This window comes from Enterobacter hormaechei subsp. xiangfangensis (assembly GCF_001729785.1).
GTDB classification, from domain to species: Bacteria; Pseudomonadota; Gammaproteobacteria; order Enterobacterales; family Enterobacteriaceae; genus Enterobacter; species Enterobacter hormaechei_C.
This window is the reverse complement of record NZ_CP017183.1, coordinates 1392949-1408516: the sequence shown is the minus strand read 5'-3', so window position 1 is coordinate 1408516 and position 15568 is coordinate 1392949. Positions and strand designations below refer to the sequence as shown.

The window sequence follows — 15568 nt, the reverse complement described above, 5'->3', positions numbered from 1 at the left end:
GCTTCTCCAAAGGGTTTTGTTAATTGTCGGTTCGGTTTATACTTGTAAACCTAAAACTTTTCAAAATGGTTTACAAGTCGATTATGACCCAGGACGATCTCGCCTTCGACAAGCAGCATATCTGGCACCCTTACACCTCCACGACCCGCCCCCTTCCCGTCTATCCGGTAGCCTCTGCCCACGGCTGCGAGCTGCATCTCGCCAGCGGCGAGCGGCTTGTTGACGGGATGTCCTCCTGGTGGGCGGCGATCCATGGCTACAACCACCCGCGTCTGAACGCGGCGATGAAAGCGCAGATTGACCAGATGTCACACGTGATGTTTGGCGGGATCACACATCAGCCCGCGGTGGATTTATGCCGTCGCCTGGTAGCGATGACGCCTGAATCGCTGGAGTGTGTTTTCCTGGCCGACTCCGGCTCGGTGGCCGTGGAAGTGGCGATGAAAATGGCGTTGCAGTACTGGCATGCGAAGGGCGAAACGCGCCAGCGGTTCCTCACCTTCCGCAACGGCTATCACGGCGACACCTTCGGGGCGATGTCGGTGTGCGATCCGGACAACTCCATGCACAGCCTGTGGAAAGGCTACCTGCCGGAAAACCTGTTTGCGCCAGCCCCGCAGAGCCGCTTCGACGGCGAATGGGACGAGATGGACATGGTGGGCTTCGCGCGGCTGATGGCGGCCCATCGCCACGAGATTGCCGCCGTTATTCTCGAACCGATTGTGCAGGGCGCGGGCGGAATGCGGATCTATCACCCCGAGTGGCTGAAGCGCATTCGGAAGATGTGCGACCGCGAAGGAATTTTGCTGATTGCCGATGAGATCGCCACCGGCTTTGGCCGTACCGGGAAGCTGTTTGCCTGCGAGCATGCGGGGATCGCGCCGGATATTCTGTGCCTGGGGAAAGCGCTCACCGGCGGCACCATGACGCTCTCCGCCACGCTTACCACGCGCCAAGTTGCCGACACCATCAGCGACGGTGACGCGGGCTGCTTTATGCACGGCCCGACGTTTATGGGCAACCCGCTGGCCTGCGCCGTGGCAAGCGAAAGCCTCGCCATTCTGGAGAGCGGCGCGTGGCAGACGCAGGTGGCGGCGATTGAGGCGCAGCTGAAGCAGCAGTTAAGCGCGGCGGCGGAGGCGGAATACGTCGCGGACGTCCGCGTACTGGGCGCCATCGGGGTAATCGAGACAACGCATCCGGTGAACATGGCCGCGTTGCAGCGCTTCTTCGTTGACCAGGGCGTGTGGGTGCGACCTTTCGGTAAGCTGATTTACCTCATGCCGCCGTACAGCATTTCTGCGGATCAGCTCCGCAAGCTGACCGGGGCAGTGGTTGAAGCCGTTAACACTTCAGCGCATTTCGCGATTTAACCCCATGCGTTACACTTTCTGAATGAGTGAGTAACGAGGAAAATCGGATGAAAATCATCAGTAAAGATTTGCGCGACGGCGAAAAGCTGCCGGAACGTCACGTGTTTAACGGGATGGGTTATCAGGGGGATAATATCTCTCCCCATCTGGCGTGGGACGATGTGCCAGCGGGAACCAAAAGTTTTGTTGTGACCTGCTACGATCCGGATGCGCCAACCGGGTCGGGCTGGTGGCACTGGATCGTGGCAAACCTGCCCGCCGACACGCGCGTATTACCGCAGGGCTCCGGTTCCGATCTGGTTGCTCTGCCTGACGGTGCGATTCAGACGCGCACTGACTTTGGCAAAGCGGGCTACGGCGGCGCGGCGCCGCCAAAAGGGGAAACGCACCGCTATATCTTCACCGTGCACGCGCTGGATGTGGACAAGATTGAGGTCGACGAAGGGGCGAGCGGCGCGATGGTAGGCTTTAACGTGCATTTCCATTCGCTGGGTAGCGCGTCGATTACGGCGATGTATTCGTAATCGTGCGGGCTGATGCCCTCACCCCGGCCCTCTCCCACAGGGAGAGGGTTAGGGTGAGGGTAAAAATCACAGCACGGAAGGCAATAACCCCACCAGCCGCCCTTCTTGCAGAAGCTGCATCGCCTTATCAATATCCGGCGCAAAGAAGCGGTCGTCATCGTAGTGCGTAACGTGCTCGCGCAGCGTATGACGCGCCTGCTCCAGCAGCGGGCTGGATGTTAGCCCTTCGCGCAAATCAATACCCTGACACGCCGCCAGCCACTCCACCGCCAGCACGCCGCGGGTGTTAGAGGCCATCTCCCACAGACGACGCCCGGCAGCCGGGGCCATCGACACGTGATCTTCCTGGTTGGCTGAGGTTGGCAGGCTGTCCACGCTGTGCGGGTGCGACAGCGCCTTGTTCTCGCTTGCCAGTGCCGCGGCGGTGACCTGGGCGATCATAAAGCCCGAGTTCACGCCGCCGTTACGCACCAGGAATGGTGGCAGCTGGGACATGTGCTTATCCATCATCAGCGCGATTCGACGCTCAGACAGCGCCCCGATTTCGGCAATCGCCAGCGCGATATTATCTGCCGCCATCGCCACCGGCTCGGCGTGGAAGTTGCCGCCAGAAACCACCTCGTTTTCCTGGGCAAACACCAGCGGGTTATCGGACACCGCATTGGCCTCCACCAGCAGCACTTCTGCCGCCTGGCGCAGCTGAGTCAGGCATGCGCCCATCACCTGCGGCTGGCAGCGCAGGGAATACGGATCCTGCACCTTCTCGCAGTTATGGTGTGATTCGGCAATGTCGCTGGTATCGGTAAGTACGTGGCGGTACATGGCAGCGGCATCAATCTGACCGCGCTGGCCGCGCACCTCGTGGATGCGGGCATCGAACGGACGACGCGAGCCGAGCACCGCCTCAGTGGTCAGTGCACCGCACACCACCGCCGAGGCGAACAGATCTTCCGCTTCAAACAGACCGCGCAGCGCGAAAGCGGTCGACGCCTGCGTGCCGTTGAGCAGCGCCAGCCCCTCTTTTGCCGCGAGGGTGATCGGCGTTAAACCGGCTTTTTTCAGCGCCTCTTTCGCAGGCAGCCACTCCCCTTGCCAGCGCGCCTGGCCTTCACCCAGCAGGAGCAGCGACATATGCGCCAGCGGCGCCAGATCGCCGGAGGCGCCGACGGAGCCCTTCGCCGGGATCCACGGATAAACTTCCGCATTGACCAGCGCCATCAGCGCCTGGATCACGCTCAGACGAATGCCGGAAAACCCACGCGCCAGGCTGTTGATTTTCAACACCATCATCAGGCGGACGATCTCATCGTCCAGCGGCTGGCCAACCCCCGCCGCGTGCGACAGCACCAGCGAACGCTGTAAATTCTCCAGATCGTGCGTGGCGATGCGGGTCTGCGCCAGCAGGCCAAACCCGGTATTGATGCCGTAGGCGGTGCGCCCCTCCGCCACAATCGCCTCCACGCAGGCCACGCTGTCGTTAATGGCACGGTGGGCGCTTTCATCAAGGGAGAGTGTCACCGGCTGACGCCAGACGTGACGCAGCTGTTTGAGCGTCAGCGAGCCGGGAGTAAGTGTTAACGCGTTCATGCAGGCTTTCCTTGTGTGGCGGGGATCATCGGCAGGTTCAGGCCCTGCTCTTTGGCACAATCAATGGCAATCTCGTAACCCGCATCCGCGTGACGCATCACGCCGGTTGCCGGGTCGTTGTGCAGCACGCGAGCGATACGCGCGGCCGCTTCATCAGTTCCGTCACAGACGATGACCATCCCGGAGTGCTGGGAGAAGCCCATCCCGACGCCGCCGCCGTGGTGCAGCGACACCCAGGTCGCGCCGCTGGCGGTGTTCAGCAGGGCATTCAGCAGCGGCCAGTCGGAGACCGCATCCGAGCCGTCGCGCATGGCTTCGGTTTCACGGTTCGGACTGGCGACAGAGCCGGAGTCCAGGTGGTCGCGGCCAATGACGATCGGCGCGGAGACTTCGCCGCTGCGCACCATTTCGTTAAAGGCGAGGCCGAGTTTTTGCCGCCACTCCAGCCCGACCCAGCAGATACGCGCCGGCAGGCCCTGGAAGTTAATGCGCTCGCGCGCCATATCCAGCCAGCGATGCAGGTGTTCGTCATCGGCGACAATCTCTTTCACTCTGGCATCGGTTTTGTAGATATCCTCCGGATCGCCGGACAGGGCAACCCAGCGGAACGGCCCAATGCCGCGGCAGAACAGAGGACGGATATAGGCGGGCACGAAGCCGGGGAAGTCAAAGGCGTTATTCACCCCCATTTCTTTCGCCATCTGGCGGATGTTATTCCCGTAATCAAAGGTCGGAATACCCATCTTACTGAAGGCCAGCATCGCGGAGACGTGTTCCGCCATGGCGCGTTTAGCCGCCAGTACCGTGCCCTCAGGATCGGTTTCCGCTTTTTGCTGGTAGTCTTCCCACGTCCAGCCTTTTGGCAGATAGCCGTGGAGCGGATCGTGAGCGCTGGTCTGGTCGGTGACCAGATCCGGACGCACGCCGCGCGCCACCAGTTCCGGCAGAATATCCGCCGCGTTGCCGCACAGGGCAACCGACACGGCTTTGCCTTCAGCGGTGTACTTTTTGATGCGCGCCAGCGCGTCATCGAGGTTGTCGGCCTGTTCATCGACATAGCGGGTACGCAGACGGAAATCGATGCGGCTCTGCTGGCACTCAATGTTCAGGGAGCACGCGCCCGCCAGCGTCGCGGCCAGCGGCTGCGCGCCGCCCATGCCGCCCAGTCCGGCGGTGAGCACCCAGCGGCCTTTCAGTGAGCCGTTATAGTGCTGACGGCCCGCTTCCACGAAGGTTTCATAGGTGCCCTGCACAATCCCCTGGCTGCCGATGTAGATCCAGCTACCGGCGGTCATCTGGCCGTACATGGCCAGCCCTTTTGCGTCCAGCTCGTTGAAGTGTTCCCACGTCGCCCAGTGCGGCACCAGGTTGGAGTTGGCAATCAGCACGCGGGGCGCATTTTTATGGGTTTTGAATACGCCAACCGGTTTGCCGGATTGCACCAGCAGCGTTTCGTCGTTTTCGAGATTCGTCAAAGACTCGACAATCGCGTCATAGCACGCCCAGTTGCGTGCGGCGCGGCCAATGCCGCCGTAGACCACCAGCTCGTGGGGATTTTCTGCTACCTCAGGATCAAGGTTGTTCATCAACATGCGCAGCGGTGCTTCGGTGAGCCAGCTTTTTGCGGTGAGCGTGGTGCCGCGCGCGGCGCGGACATCCTGCTTGCGGTATTTATCTGACGACATTGTGTGTTCCTCATAAGGGACAGATGATGCATTTAGATATACTTGTATAGACAAGCACACACAAGGTCGGATTTAACAAAAAAGATACAATTTTGCTATATTGCGTTAGCGATCACGCTTATAAAACTTATGACATAAAGTGGCCCTGCAACCGGTAGCGATTTCCCGGGAACAGCAGCTTCGCATGCGACACAATTTGCGAGGACGACCAGGTACGACGGCGGATCAGCAGGCAGGGATCGTGCTCTTTAATACGCAACAGCTCGCATTCCTGCGGCGTGGCGCGCACGGCTTCCACGATATGCTCCCCTTCCGTCAGCGGGGCGACGAGCGAGAGATACGCATGCGGTGTGGTTTGGGTGTAATCCTGATTCAGATAGTCCGGTATCCGCTCCGCGTTGACGCAGCGATCTTCAATCTGGACCGGAATGTCGTTCTCATAGTGCACCATCACCGAATGGAAAATCCGGGTGCCCTCGGTAACGTTCAGCTCGATGGCCTGTTCGGCGCTGGCCTGCGTCTCTTCAAGCACCAGCACCTCGCAGTGGTGCTGATGGTTGCGGGCGGCAATTTCATCGGCAATGCTGCGGATTTCAAACAGCGCCGACTGTCCTTTTGGCTCCGCCACAAATGTCCCGACCCCTTGCAGGCGCACCAGCAACCCTTCATCGGTCAGTTCACGCAGTGCGCGGTTGATGGTCATTCGGCTAAAGCCAAACTGCGCCACCAGCTCGGCCTCGGACGGAATGCGGTCGTGCGGGCGCCAGACGCCGGCGGCGATTTTTTCGCTGATCGCCTGCTTCACCTTTTCGTAAAAAGGCGCGGGAGGACTCGGCTGCGGCAGGGGCGAGCGTGAAAACATCATGACTCCTTGAATGTTGTTATGCCCACCAGTGAGCAATTTGCCAGGCCAGTCGGGCGGCAAGCTTCGCCCCCTGACCGTCCCGATCGTAGTGCGGATTAAATTCCACCAGATCCGCCGCCTGTAGTTTACCGCTTCGGCAGATACGCTCAATCACCGGGAACAGATCCAGCGCCGGGATCCCCAACGCCGCAGGGGCGGACACGGCGGGCATTTCTGCGGCAGGCAGCACATCGAGGTCAACGGTGAGATAAACCCGGTCTGCCTGCGTAAGCACGCTATCCAGCGCGGATAGCGCATCCCGGCGAAAATCGAGATCTTCAACCAGCGTCACGTTCAACCGCTCAGCTTCCTCCCACAGCGCCTGAGTATTCGCCGCACGGCTTACCCCCAGGCAGGCGTAGTGAAACACCCGAGACTGAGACGCGCAGTAGTGCGCCAGCTGGCGGAACGGCGTGCCGGACGTTGCCCGTTCAGCCTTGCGTAAATCGAGGTGCGCATCCAGGTTGATCACCGCAATGCGATCGTTCGGAAAGGCGTCCAGCACGCCGCGCCCGTGCGCCCAGGCGGTTTCATGTCCACCGCCGAAAACCAGAGTACGCATCCCGGATTGCTGGCACGCGGTTATGGCCTCGCTCAGCGCCTGCTGTGCCGCCTCCAGCGCGTGGCCTTCAACATAAACAGAACCCATATCCACGAGGCGCGCATGCCCCTGATGGCTCGCCATATTTGCCAGCGCGCCGCGCAACACATCGGGCGCCTGTGCAGCACCGGGCCTGCCCTGGTTACGCTTAACCCCTTCATCACATTCAAAGCCCAGCAGGGCAATGCCTGACGGCACGGGAGAAAAGTGTTCGCGCTGCTGTATGGTCTGGAAGAGACGTTTCGCGTTGCTGGACTCGGCGCTGTCGTCACGCCCCTGCCAGACCTGCGGGGAGACGGGATGCCACAGTTTCATGCTACCTGCCCCCGAAACACGCGTTGATGCAAAGGATTCCGCCCCGGCTCGTAAACCATCTCAACCGGATGATTCGCCTCCCAGACGACGAAATCAGCCACATAACCGGGCTTTAACTGCCCGTGCGTCGCAGCACGTCCTAGCGCCTGCGCCGCATGCCGCGTCACGCCAGCCCAGGCCTCTTCCGGCGTGAGGCCAAACTGGACGCAGGCCATGTTCATTGCCAGATGCAGGCTGGCAAACGGACTGGTGCCCGGGTTGTAGTCGGTAGCCACCGCTATCGGCACACCCTGCTCTCTGAGCTGCGCCACCGGTGGACGCTGGCGCTCCTGAAGAAAATAGAACGCGCCGGGGAGCAATACCGCCACCGTGCCGCTTTGCGCCATCGCCTGAATACCTGCATCATCGAGAAACTCAATATGATCGGCCGACAGCCCTTTATACTGGCTGACCAGCGCCGCGCCGCCAAGATTCGACAGTTGTTCTACATGCCCTTTTACCGGGATCCCGAGCGCGGCGGCGGCCCGGAACAGGCGCTCGGTTTGCGCCGGGGTAAAGCCGACGTTTTCACAAAACACGTCCACCGCTTCAAATAACTCTTTTTGCCACAGCGTGGGCATGATCTGCTCACAGACCAGCGCCAGATAGGCATCCGGATCCTGTCGGTACTCGGCAGGAACGGCATGCGCGGCCAGCAGCGTCGGGCTGATATCGACCAGATTATTCAGGCTGAGCTGGCGGGCAACCAGCAGCATTTTCTCTTCGGCTTCGGCATTCAGACCGTATCCTGATTTGATTTCAACGGTCGTTACGCCTTCATTCATCAGCCGCTGGAGTCGCTGCTGCGCCACCGTCAGGAGCGTTTCCGGCGAACTGTTGCGGGTGGCCGTGACCGTGGCGTTAATTCCGCCGCCCTGCGCGCTAATGGTCTGATATGACACGCCGTTAAGCCGTTGCTCCCATTCCGCTGCACGATCGCCGCCGAACACCAGGTGGGTGTGGCAATCGATCAGGCCGGGAGTAACCAGACGCCCGTCGAGATCGACACACTGACAATGCCCGGAGGGGATCTCGGATTCAGGAATAATGGCCAGAATCGTCTGGCCGCGCACAACGAGGGCATGTTGTTCTCTCAGGCCGTAGGGTTCCGCCTCGCCTGTCGCCAGGGTTGCCAGTCGCGCATTTCGCCATATAACATCATCGGGATTAAGCTGCTGCATGTGCCTTCCACTTGTCATGGGTTGTATAGACATTTATTTTCATCTGCCGCCTGCTGTCAACCGCATTGGGGGAAAATGTTATTTATTTGTGATGACTTTCCCGTCGCCTGCGGGCAAAAATGCAACTTTTCCGGTTTTTATCTTCCCGTTTCGCTCAACTTAGTATAAAAAAGCAGGCTATTTCGTCTATCCAGATAAGACTTGCATACCCAGGAGCATTACCTTGAATATTTCCAGGATTTCCCGTCTGGCGTTGGCACTCGCCTTTGGCGTGACTTTATCCGCTTGCAGTTCAACACCACCGGATCAGCAACCTTCTGAGCAGGTTGCTCCGGGCACCGCTTCCCGTCCGATCCTGTCAGCGGCTGAAGCGAAGAACTTCACCCGTGCGCACTATTTCTCGGCGATGGATCCCAATGCAGCCCCGTGGACGCCTTCTTCTATTAACCTGCCGAAACAGCCAGACTTCGTTGTCGGCCCGGCCGGGGCGCAGGGCGTTACACACACCTCTATTCAGGCAGCCGTTGATGCCGCAATCACCAAACACAGCGCATCTCGTCAGTACATTGCCATCCTGCCGGGTGAATACGAAGGAACCGTTTATGTTCCGGCAGCACCGGGAAGCATTACGCTTTACGGCCTGGGCGAAAAAGCGGTCGACGTAAAAATTGGCCTGGCGATTGATTCAGAGATCGACAGCACCACCTGGCGCCATCTGGTGAACCCGGCCGGTAAATACATGCCAGGTAAACCGGCGTGGTATATGTTTGATAACTGCCAGCGCAAGCGTGCCGCCACCATTGGCGTGATGTGTTCGGCGGTATTCTGGTCACAAAACAATGGCCTGCAATTGCAAAACCTGACCATTCAGAACACCTTGGGCGACAGCGTTGACGCAGGTAATCATCAGGCCGTGGCGCTGCGTAGCGATGGCGACAAGGTACAGATTAACAACGTCAATATCCTGGGCCGCCAGAACACCTTCTTCGTGACCAATAGCGGCGTGCAGAATACCCTTCAGAACAACCGTCTGACGCGTACTCTGGTCACCAACAGCTACATTGAAGGCGACGTGGATATGGTCTCTGGCCGCGGCGCGGTGGTATTTGATAACACCGACTTCCGCGTGGTGAATTCACGTACGCAGCAGGAAGGTTACGTCTTTGCACCGGCCACGCAGTCTAACCTGTTCTATGGCTTCCTGGCCGTGAATAGCCGCTTTACTGCTGCTGGCGATGGCGTGGCGCAGCTTGGTCGCTCTCTGGACGTGGACTCCGCCACTAACGGCCAGGTCGTGATCCGCGACAGCGTGATTAACGAAGGCTTTAACATGGCGAAACCGTGGGCGGATGCGGCGATCTCGAAACGTCCTTTCTCCGGCAACACCGGCACGGTGGATGATAAAGACAACGTGCAGCGTAACCTGAACGACGCTAACTTCAACCGCATGTGGGAATACAACAACCGCGGTCTGGGTAGCAAAGTGGTTGCTGAGCCGAAGCAGTAAAATGCCTGCTGCCGGGTGGCGGCTGCGCCTTACCCGGCCTGCCACATGCATTAACCGCGCATAAAAAACCTCGCATTTGCGAGGTTTTTTTTCGTCTACGGATCAATGAGCGTTAATCACAACCCACATCGGCCCTTGTCCGACCGCATAGCGTCCTTTCTCTTCCAGTAGACCCTGCAAGCCCTGGATTTCATAGAGCGCAATGTGGTGGGATTTCTGCCCCGCCGCAATCAGGTATTTGCCGCTGTGGTCGACATTAAAGCCGCGCGGCTGGGTTTCTGTCGGCTGGAAGCCCTCAACTGCCAGAACGCTGCCGTCTTCGGAGACGCTGAAGACGGTGATCAGACTGGAGGTACGGTCACAGGCATACAGGTGACGGCCATCCGGCGTGATGTGAATGTCTGCCGCCCAGCGTGTGTCAGAGAAATCAGATGGCATCATGTCCAGCGTCTGTACGCACTCGATCTGCCCGTTAGGATCGTTCAGCTCCCACACGTCTACCGAGCTGTTCAGCTCGTTAACGACATAGGCATACTGCTGATTCGGGTGGAAGACCATGTGGCGCGGGCCTGCGCCTTCAACGGTGGTGACTTCCGCCGGGCTCTGCGCGACCAGATGGCCGTCATCGCTCAGGGTAAACAGGCAGATGCGGTCCTGCTTAAGCGCTGGCACCCACAGCGTGCGGTTATCCGGCGAAATGTTGGCTGAGTGGCAACCTTCGAGCCCTTCTACCACGTCGACGGTTTCAACGGGAATACCGTCTTCCAGGCGGGTGACGCTCACGGAGCCTGCATTGTAGGAGCCGCTGAAGATAAAGTTGCCTTTATGGTCAGTGGAAATATGGGTCGGGCTGCCCGGCAGCGGGGCTTCTGCGGTATAGGTCAGCGCGCCGTCATCCGGGGAGATGCGGTATGCCAGTACGCGGAATTCGGGGCGTACGCCGACATAAAGAAAACGTTTATCCGGGCTGACGACCATCGGCTGCACCTGGCCTGGCACATCAACAACCTGAACCAGCGTAAGCGAACCTTCTGTATTCAAACGCCAGACATGGATCTGCTGACTTTCAGGACTGGCGGTATAAACGGTTTGTTTCATGAATACTCCTGATTATTTTTAACGGTGAATGCTGAATTGTAGTCCGGGATTTTGCAGGGTTCCGCTCTCGGTGTACCATCCCGACAGACCTTAAATTCAACATTAACCCGGAAGAAAAAATGACCTCGCGAGTGATTGCCCTGGATTTAGACGGAACACTGCTTACCCCTCAGAAAACCCTGCTCCCCTCTTCTCTTGAGGCCCTCAAACGAGCCCAGGAAGCGGGGTATCAACTTCTCATCGTAACGGGTCGACATCACGTAGCCATTCATCCTTTTTATCAGGCACTGGGCTTAGATACACCTGCAATTTGTTGTAATGGCACCTATTTGTATGATTATCAGGCAAAAAAGGTTTTAGCCTCCGATCCGCTTCCCGTTACGCAGGCGCTGCAATTGATTGATTTACTGGATGAGCACGCCATTCACGGCCTGATGTATGTGGATAACGCCATGGTGTATGAACGCCCTACCGGCCATGTGATCCGCACCAGCAACTGGGCTCTGTCTCTGCCGGAAGCGCAGCGTCCGGTGTTTACTCAGGTTTCCTCCCTGCGCCAGGCGGCGGAAGACGTCGAAGCAATCTGGAAATTTGCCCTGACCGATGAAGACACCGCCAAACTGAATACCTTCGCAAAACTTGTCGAGCATACGCTGGGTCTGGAATGTGAATGGTCCTGGCACGATCAGGTGGATATCGCCCGCAAAGGCAACAGCAAAGGAAGGCGTCTGACTCAGTTCGTTGAATCGCAGGGCGGAGCAATGCAGGACGTAATTGCTTTCGGCGATAACTATAACGACATCAGCATGCTGGAAGCGGCCGGAACGGGCGTGGCGATGGGTAATGCCGATGACGCGGTGAAAGCGCGCGCTGACGTGGTGATTGGTGATAACACCACCGACAGCATCGCGCAGTATATTTATACCCACCTGCTGTGATCAGGCGGTTATGGAAACGCTCTTGATTTGCGCGTAAAGCCACAGGCCAGGCTTGATGCCCAGCTCATCCCTGGCCCACGGGCTGATGCGCGCCCACAGCGTTCTGCTGCCCACTTCCAGCTGCACTTCCACCTGGCCGTTATCATCAAAACACTGCGCCACTTTTGCGCGCAAAATATTGCGGATACTGGTTTGCAGCGGCGGTTGCAGCACCAGGGAGACATCCGACGCCTGAATGCGGATCCGTAACGTGGACTGAATCGGCGTATCGATTTTATTCACCCACAAATGCTGATCGCCCAGCGCCAGCGCGGTCATCGCGTAGTGCGGATGGTGCTCCAGCACGCTCACCTTCAGAATGCTGCTCTGCTGCTCCTTTGGCAGCCATGGATGCATAACGCTGCTGCCCCACACCTCCTCCAGATTGCCGAATGCCTTCACCCTGCCCGCTTCCAGCACCAGCACTTTGTCGGCCAGATGTAAAATCTCATCCAGCGAATGGCTGACGTAGAGCATGGGCACGTTGATTTCCCGCGCCAGACGTTGCAGATACGGCAGCAGCTCGCGCTTGCGCGGAATATCCAGCGAGGCCAGCGGCTCATCCAGCAGCAGCAGTTCCGGCGCGGTTAACAGGGCGCGGCCAATCGCCACACGCTGTTTTTCACCACCCGACAGCGACGACGGCAGACGATCCAGCAGCGGTTCGATGCCCAGCAGCGCCACCAGCTTATCGAACTGTCCGGCCATGCTTTTTGCCATGCCGTAACGCAGGTTCCCGCGAACGCTGTAGTGCGGAAACAGGCGCGCATCCTGAAACACATAGCCGATACGGCGTTTGTCCGGTGACAGGCAGACCTTCTTCTCCGCGTCATTCAAGACGCGGTTATTTAACACAATACGGCCAGACTGGGGACGCGTCAGGCCGCTAATCGCATTAATCAGCGACGTTTTCCCCGCCCCGGACACGCCAAAAATGGCGGTGATACCGCTGGCAGGCAGCGTTTCGTTCAGCGTCAGGGTGTGACTGCCCAGGGTTTGCGTAAAGTTGAGTTCCAGCATCACGGTTTCCCCATCCGTTCACGGCTGAGGCGCGCCAGCCATTCAGACACCAGCAGCGAGACCAGGGCGAGTACAATCGAAATAATACACAGCCGGGCCGCCGCACCTTCGCCACCCGGGGTCTGAATCAGGGTATACATGGCCGACGGGATGGTCCGCGTCTCGCCGGGAATGTTGGACACAAAGGTGATGGTCGCGCCAAACTCACCCAACGAACGGGCGAAGGCTAACACCGTACCGACGATAATGCCCGGTAACGTGAGCGGAAGCGTAATGGTCAGGAATACCCGCCAGCGGCCTGCGCCCAGCGTGCGGGCGGCCTGTTCTAACCGGATATCCACCCCTTCCAGCGCCAGGCGGATAGCGCGCACCATCAGCGGGAAAGACATCACCGCCGCGGCCAGAACCGCGCCGCGCCAGCTGAAAGCAAAGGTCAGTCCGAACCAGTCGTACAGCCATTCGCCGATAAAACCGCGTCGCCCCATGGAGATCAGCAGCAGATATCCGACCACCACAGGCGGTAAGACAAGCGGAAGATGGAGAACACTGTCGAGCAGGGCTTTGCCTGGAAACTTCACGCGAACTAGTAACCAGGCAAAGAACACCCCAAAGGGCAAACTCAGCGCAACCGCCAGGGAAGAGACTTTCAGGCTCAGCAGCACGGCCTGCCATTCAGGTTCGGTCAATATCATTCGTGAGTCGTAAATCCGTAACGTTTAAAGATAGCGGACGATTCAGGCCCCTTCAGGTAGTCAACGAAGGCCGTCACGCTCGCATTTTTATGTCCATCAACTATCGCAACAGGATATTCCACTTTCTTATGCGAGTCTTCCGGGAAGGTGCCCACCACCTTCACACCTTTACTGGCGACGGCATCGGAGCCGTAAACGATCCCGAGTGGCGCTTCGTTACGCTCCACCAGCGCCAGCGCGCCACGCACATCTTCTGCGGGAGCCAGCTTCGGCGATAAGGTTTCCCATGCGCCAAGTTTTTGCAGCGCTTCTTTCGCATAAATCCCGGCAGGAACATGCTCCGGATCGCCCACCGCCAGACGACCACCGTTGAGCAGACGGGTCCAGTCCGTCTGTTTGTTGATGGCGATGTCGCCCTGCTTGCTGTTTGCGGGTGCAACCACCACAAGGCTATTTCCCAGCAGCGTTTCGCGGGTAGCCGTATCAACAGATTTTTTCTCCACCGCGTAATCCATCCATTTCTGATCGGCAGAGATGAACAGATCCGCGGGCGCCCCCGCTTCAATCTGGCGGGCCAGCGTGGACGAGGAGGCAAACGACGAGACCACCTCGACGTTTTTCTCTTTTTTGTATACCGCAGCAATATCCTGCATCGCGTTAGTCAGCGACGCCGCCGCAAAGACCGTGATTTTTCCTTCATCCGCCAGCGCGTGGCCGGTGAGTGAGAGAGTCAGCATTGCCCCTGCGAAAAGGCGTACCCATGAACGTGCCATTTGAAGCTCCTGTGCGTATCGTTATATACAAACAAATATAACGATATATCGCAGGCGTTCCTAGCGCTAAATCGTACCCATTAATGCGTAAACTCAAGGAACGTTGTAAAAGATATCGGCGGGAGAGGAATAAACTTGAGAGCAAAACGCCCGGGCTGGCCGGGCGTTTTGGAGGAAATCATTGCTGCTTTTTAGGCTGGTCACGACGATGACCAATGTTCGAAAAGACGTTGAACACTTCACCCAGGCCGTAGATGGCACCGAGGATGATAGCCATCACTACTGGCACCATGATTACCGCGAATACCAGACTTTTCAACAACTCTAACATGGTTTTCTCCAGATCTTGTGAACGGCTTATTCTACCCTGAAAAGTAAGAAAAACATCCCCTTTTGTGCGGTGCGCTTTCCGCCCCCGGGCATTTGGGTCACAATAGCCTTTTTGCCGGGACACTGTTATGCAGGCCGAAATTCTCCTCACCCTACGACTTCAGCAGAAGCTTTTCGCCGATCCGCGACGTATCGCCCTGTTAAAACAAATAGAACAAACTGGCTCGATTAGCCAGGGAGCAAAAAACGCCGGCATCAGCTATAAAAGCGCCTGGGATGCGATTAACGACATGAACACCCTGAGTGAACACACGCTGGTTGAGCGCGCCACCGGCGGGAAAGGCGGCGGCGGCGCCGTGTTGACGCGTTACGGGCAACGTCTGATCCAGCTCTACGATTTACTGGCGCAGATCCAGCAAAAAGCATTTGATGTGCTGAGCGATGACGACAACCTGCCGCTGGACAGCCTGCTGGGCGCCATCTCCCGTTTCTCTTTGCAGACCAGCGCCCGTAACCAGTGGTTTGGTACGGTGACGGGGCGCGATCATTCGCAGGTGCAGGAGCATATTGAGATCCTGCTCGCGGACGGCACGACGCGCCTGAAAGCCGCCATCACCGCGCAAAGTGGTCAACGCCTTGGGCTGAACGAAGGTCAGGAGGTGCTGGTATTACTCAAAGCCCCCTGGATCAGCATCACGCTTAACCCTGAGCAGGCCGCAGAGGCCGACAACCAGCTGCGGGGACGCATCAGCCACATCGAGCGCGGCGCAGAACAGTGTGAAGTGCTGATGACCCTGCCGGATGGACAGTCGCTCTGCGCCACCGTTCCGGTGAACGACGCGACCGAATTAGACGAAGGTGCTGTGGTGACCGCATATTTCAATGCAGACAGGGTAATTATCGCCACATTGTGCTAAGCGCATTGACAACCCTGCTTACACTGAGTATCCCTGACATCTGTT

At 58.4% G+C, this 15568-nt stretch carries 15 protein-coding genes; 5 read left to right on the top strand and 10 right to left on the bottom strand.

Going from position 1 to position 15568, the window contains the following annotated elements; all coding sequences use genetic code 11:
- The first annotated feature begins 83 nt into the window (after nucleotides 1-83).
- Both bioA and BFV63_RS06635 read left to right on the top strand, forming a co-directional pair.
- A complete protein-coding gene (gene bioA, locus BFV63_RS06640; RefSeq protein WP_032628176.1) occupies nucleotides 84-1373 on the top strand; it encodes an adenosylmethionine--8-amino-7-oxononanoate transaminase in 1290 nt (429 codons plus the stop codon).
- 47 nt (nucleotides 1374-1420) lie between these two features.
- Nucleotides 1421-1897: a kinase inhibitor gene (locus BFV63_RS06635; protein ID WP_003858531.1), complete on the top strand. Its 477-nt coding sequence runs from the start codon at nucleotides 1421-1423 to the stop codon at nucleotides 1895-1897.
- A gap of 66 nt (nucleotides 1898-1963) precedes the next feature.
- On the opposite strand, the gene hutH is transcribed toward BFV63_RS06635, so the two are convergent.
- From hutH to hutI, 5 genes are all read right to left on the bottom strand, one after another.
- A complete protein-coding gene (hutH, locus tag BFV63_RS06630) occupies nucleotides 1964-3484 on the bottom strand; it encodes a histidine ammonia-lyase (RefSeq protein WP_023324343.1) in 1521 nt (506 codons plus the stop codon).
- A complete protein-coding gene (hutU, locus tag BFV63_RS06625) occupies nucleotides 3481-5169 on the bottom strand; it encodes a urocanate hydratase (RefSeq protein WP_003858533.1) in 1689 nt (562 codons plus the stop codon). Before hutU ends, hutH begins: the two co-directional genes overlap by 4 nt.
- Nucleotides 5170-5296: 127 nt before the next feature.
- Complete coding sequence (locus BFV63_RS06620) at nucleotides 5297-6031, bottom strand: histidine utilization repressor (RefSeq protein ID WP_003858534.1); 735 nt, start codon at nucleotides 6029-6031, stop codon at nucleotides 5297-5299.
- Between the two features lie 19 nt (nucleotides 6032-6050).
- Nucleotides 6051-6989: a formimidoylglutamase gene (hutG, locus tag BFV63_RS06615; protein ID WP_045336985.1), complete on the bottom strand. Its 939-nt coding sequence runs from the start codon at nucleotides 6987-6989 to the stop codon at nucleotides 6051-6053.
- Nucleotides 6986-8209: an imidazolonepropionase gene (gene hutI / locus BFV63_RS06610; RefSeq protein WP_048241124.1), complete on the bottom strand. Its 1224-nt coding sequence runs from the start codon at nucleotides 8207-8209 to the stop codon at nucleotides 6986-6988. The genes hutG and hutI overlap by 4 nt, the downstream gene beginning before the upstream one ends.
- Before the next feature lie 223 nt (nucleotides 8210-8432).
- Between hutI and BFV63_RS06605 the strand changes: the two genes are divergently transcribed.
- Nucleotides 8433-9716, top strand: coding sequence for a putative acyl-CoA thioester hydrolase (locus BFV63_RS06605; protein WP_003858537.1), 1284 nt, complete (start codon nucleotides 8433-8435; stop codon nucleotides 9714-9716).
- A gap of 102 nt (nucleotides 9717-9818) precedes the next feature.
- Here the strand turns inward: BFV63_RS06605 and pgl are convergent, their stop codons facing one another.
- Nucleotides 9819-10814: a 6-phosphogluconolactonase gene (gene pgl, locus BFV63_RS06600; RefSeq protein WP_048241126.1), complete on the bottom strand. Its 996-nt coding sequence runs from the start codon at nucleotides 10812-10814 to the stop codon at nucleotides 9819-9821.
- A gap of 119 nt (nucleotides 10815-10933) precedes the next feature.
- Between pgl and BFV63_RS06595 the strand changes: the two genes are divergently transcribed.
- Nucleotides 10934-11752, top strand: coding sequence for a pyridoxal phosphatase (locus BFV63_RS06595; RefSeq protein WP_057059383.1), 819 nt, complete (start codon nucleotides 10934-10936; stop codon nucleotides 11750-11752).
- Here BFV63_RS06595 and modC read toward each other — a convergent pair whose 3' ends face one another.
- The 4 genes from modC to BFV63_RS06575 all read right to left on the bottom strand — a co-directional run bounded on the left by modC (nucleotide 11753) and on the right by BFV63_RS06575 (nucleotide 14607).
- Entirely contained in the window at nucleotides 11753-12811 is a 1059-nt protein-coding gene (modC, locus tag BFV63_RS06590) for a molybdenum ABC transporter ATP-binding protein ModC (RefSeq protein WP_023303318.1), read from the bottom strand.
- Nucleotides 12811-13503, bottom strand: coding sequence for a molybdate ABC transporter permease subunit (gene modB / locus BFV63_RS06585; protein ID WP_006809548.1), 693 nt, complete (start codon nucleotides 13501-13503; stop codon nucleotides 12811-12813). Before modB ends, modC begins: the two co-directional genes overlap by 1 nt.
- Complete coding sequence (gene modA / locus BFV63_RS06580) at nucleotides 13500-14276, bottom strand: molybdate ABC transporter substrate-binding protein (RefSeq protein WP_048241131.1); 777 nt, start codon at nucleotides 14274-14276, stop codon at nucleotides 13500-13502. Before modA ends, modB begins: the two co-directional genes overlap by 4 nt.
- 178 nt (nucleotides 14277-14454) lie before the next feature.
- Entirely contained in the window at nucleotides 14455-14607 is a 153-nt protein-coding gene (locus tag BFV63_RS06575; RefSeq protein WP_003858549.1) for an AcrZ family multidrug efflux pump-associated protein, read from the bottom strand.
- Nucleotides 14608-14734: 127 nt separating this feature from the next.
- Here BFV63_RS06575 and modE point away from each other — a divergent pair, with 127 nt between their 5' ends.
- A complete protein-coding gene (modE, locus tag BFV63_RS06570; RefSeq protein ID WP_022650630.1) occupies nucleotides 14735-15523 on the top strand; it encodes a molybdenum-dependent transcriptional regulator in 789 nt (262 codons plus the stop codon).
- Nucleotides 15524-15568 lie beyond the last annotated feature (45 nt).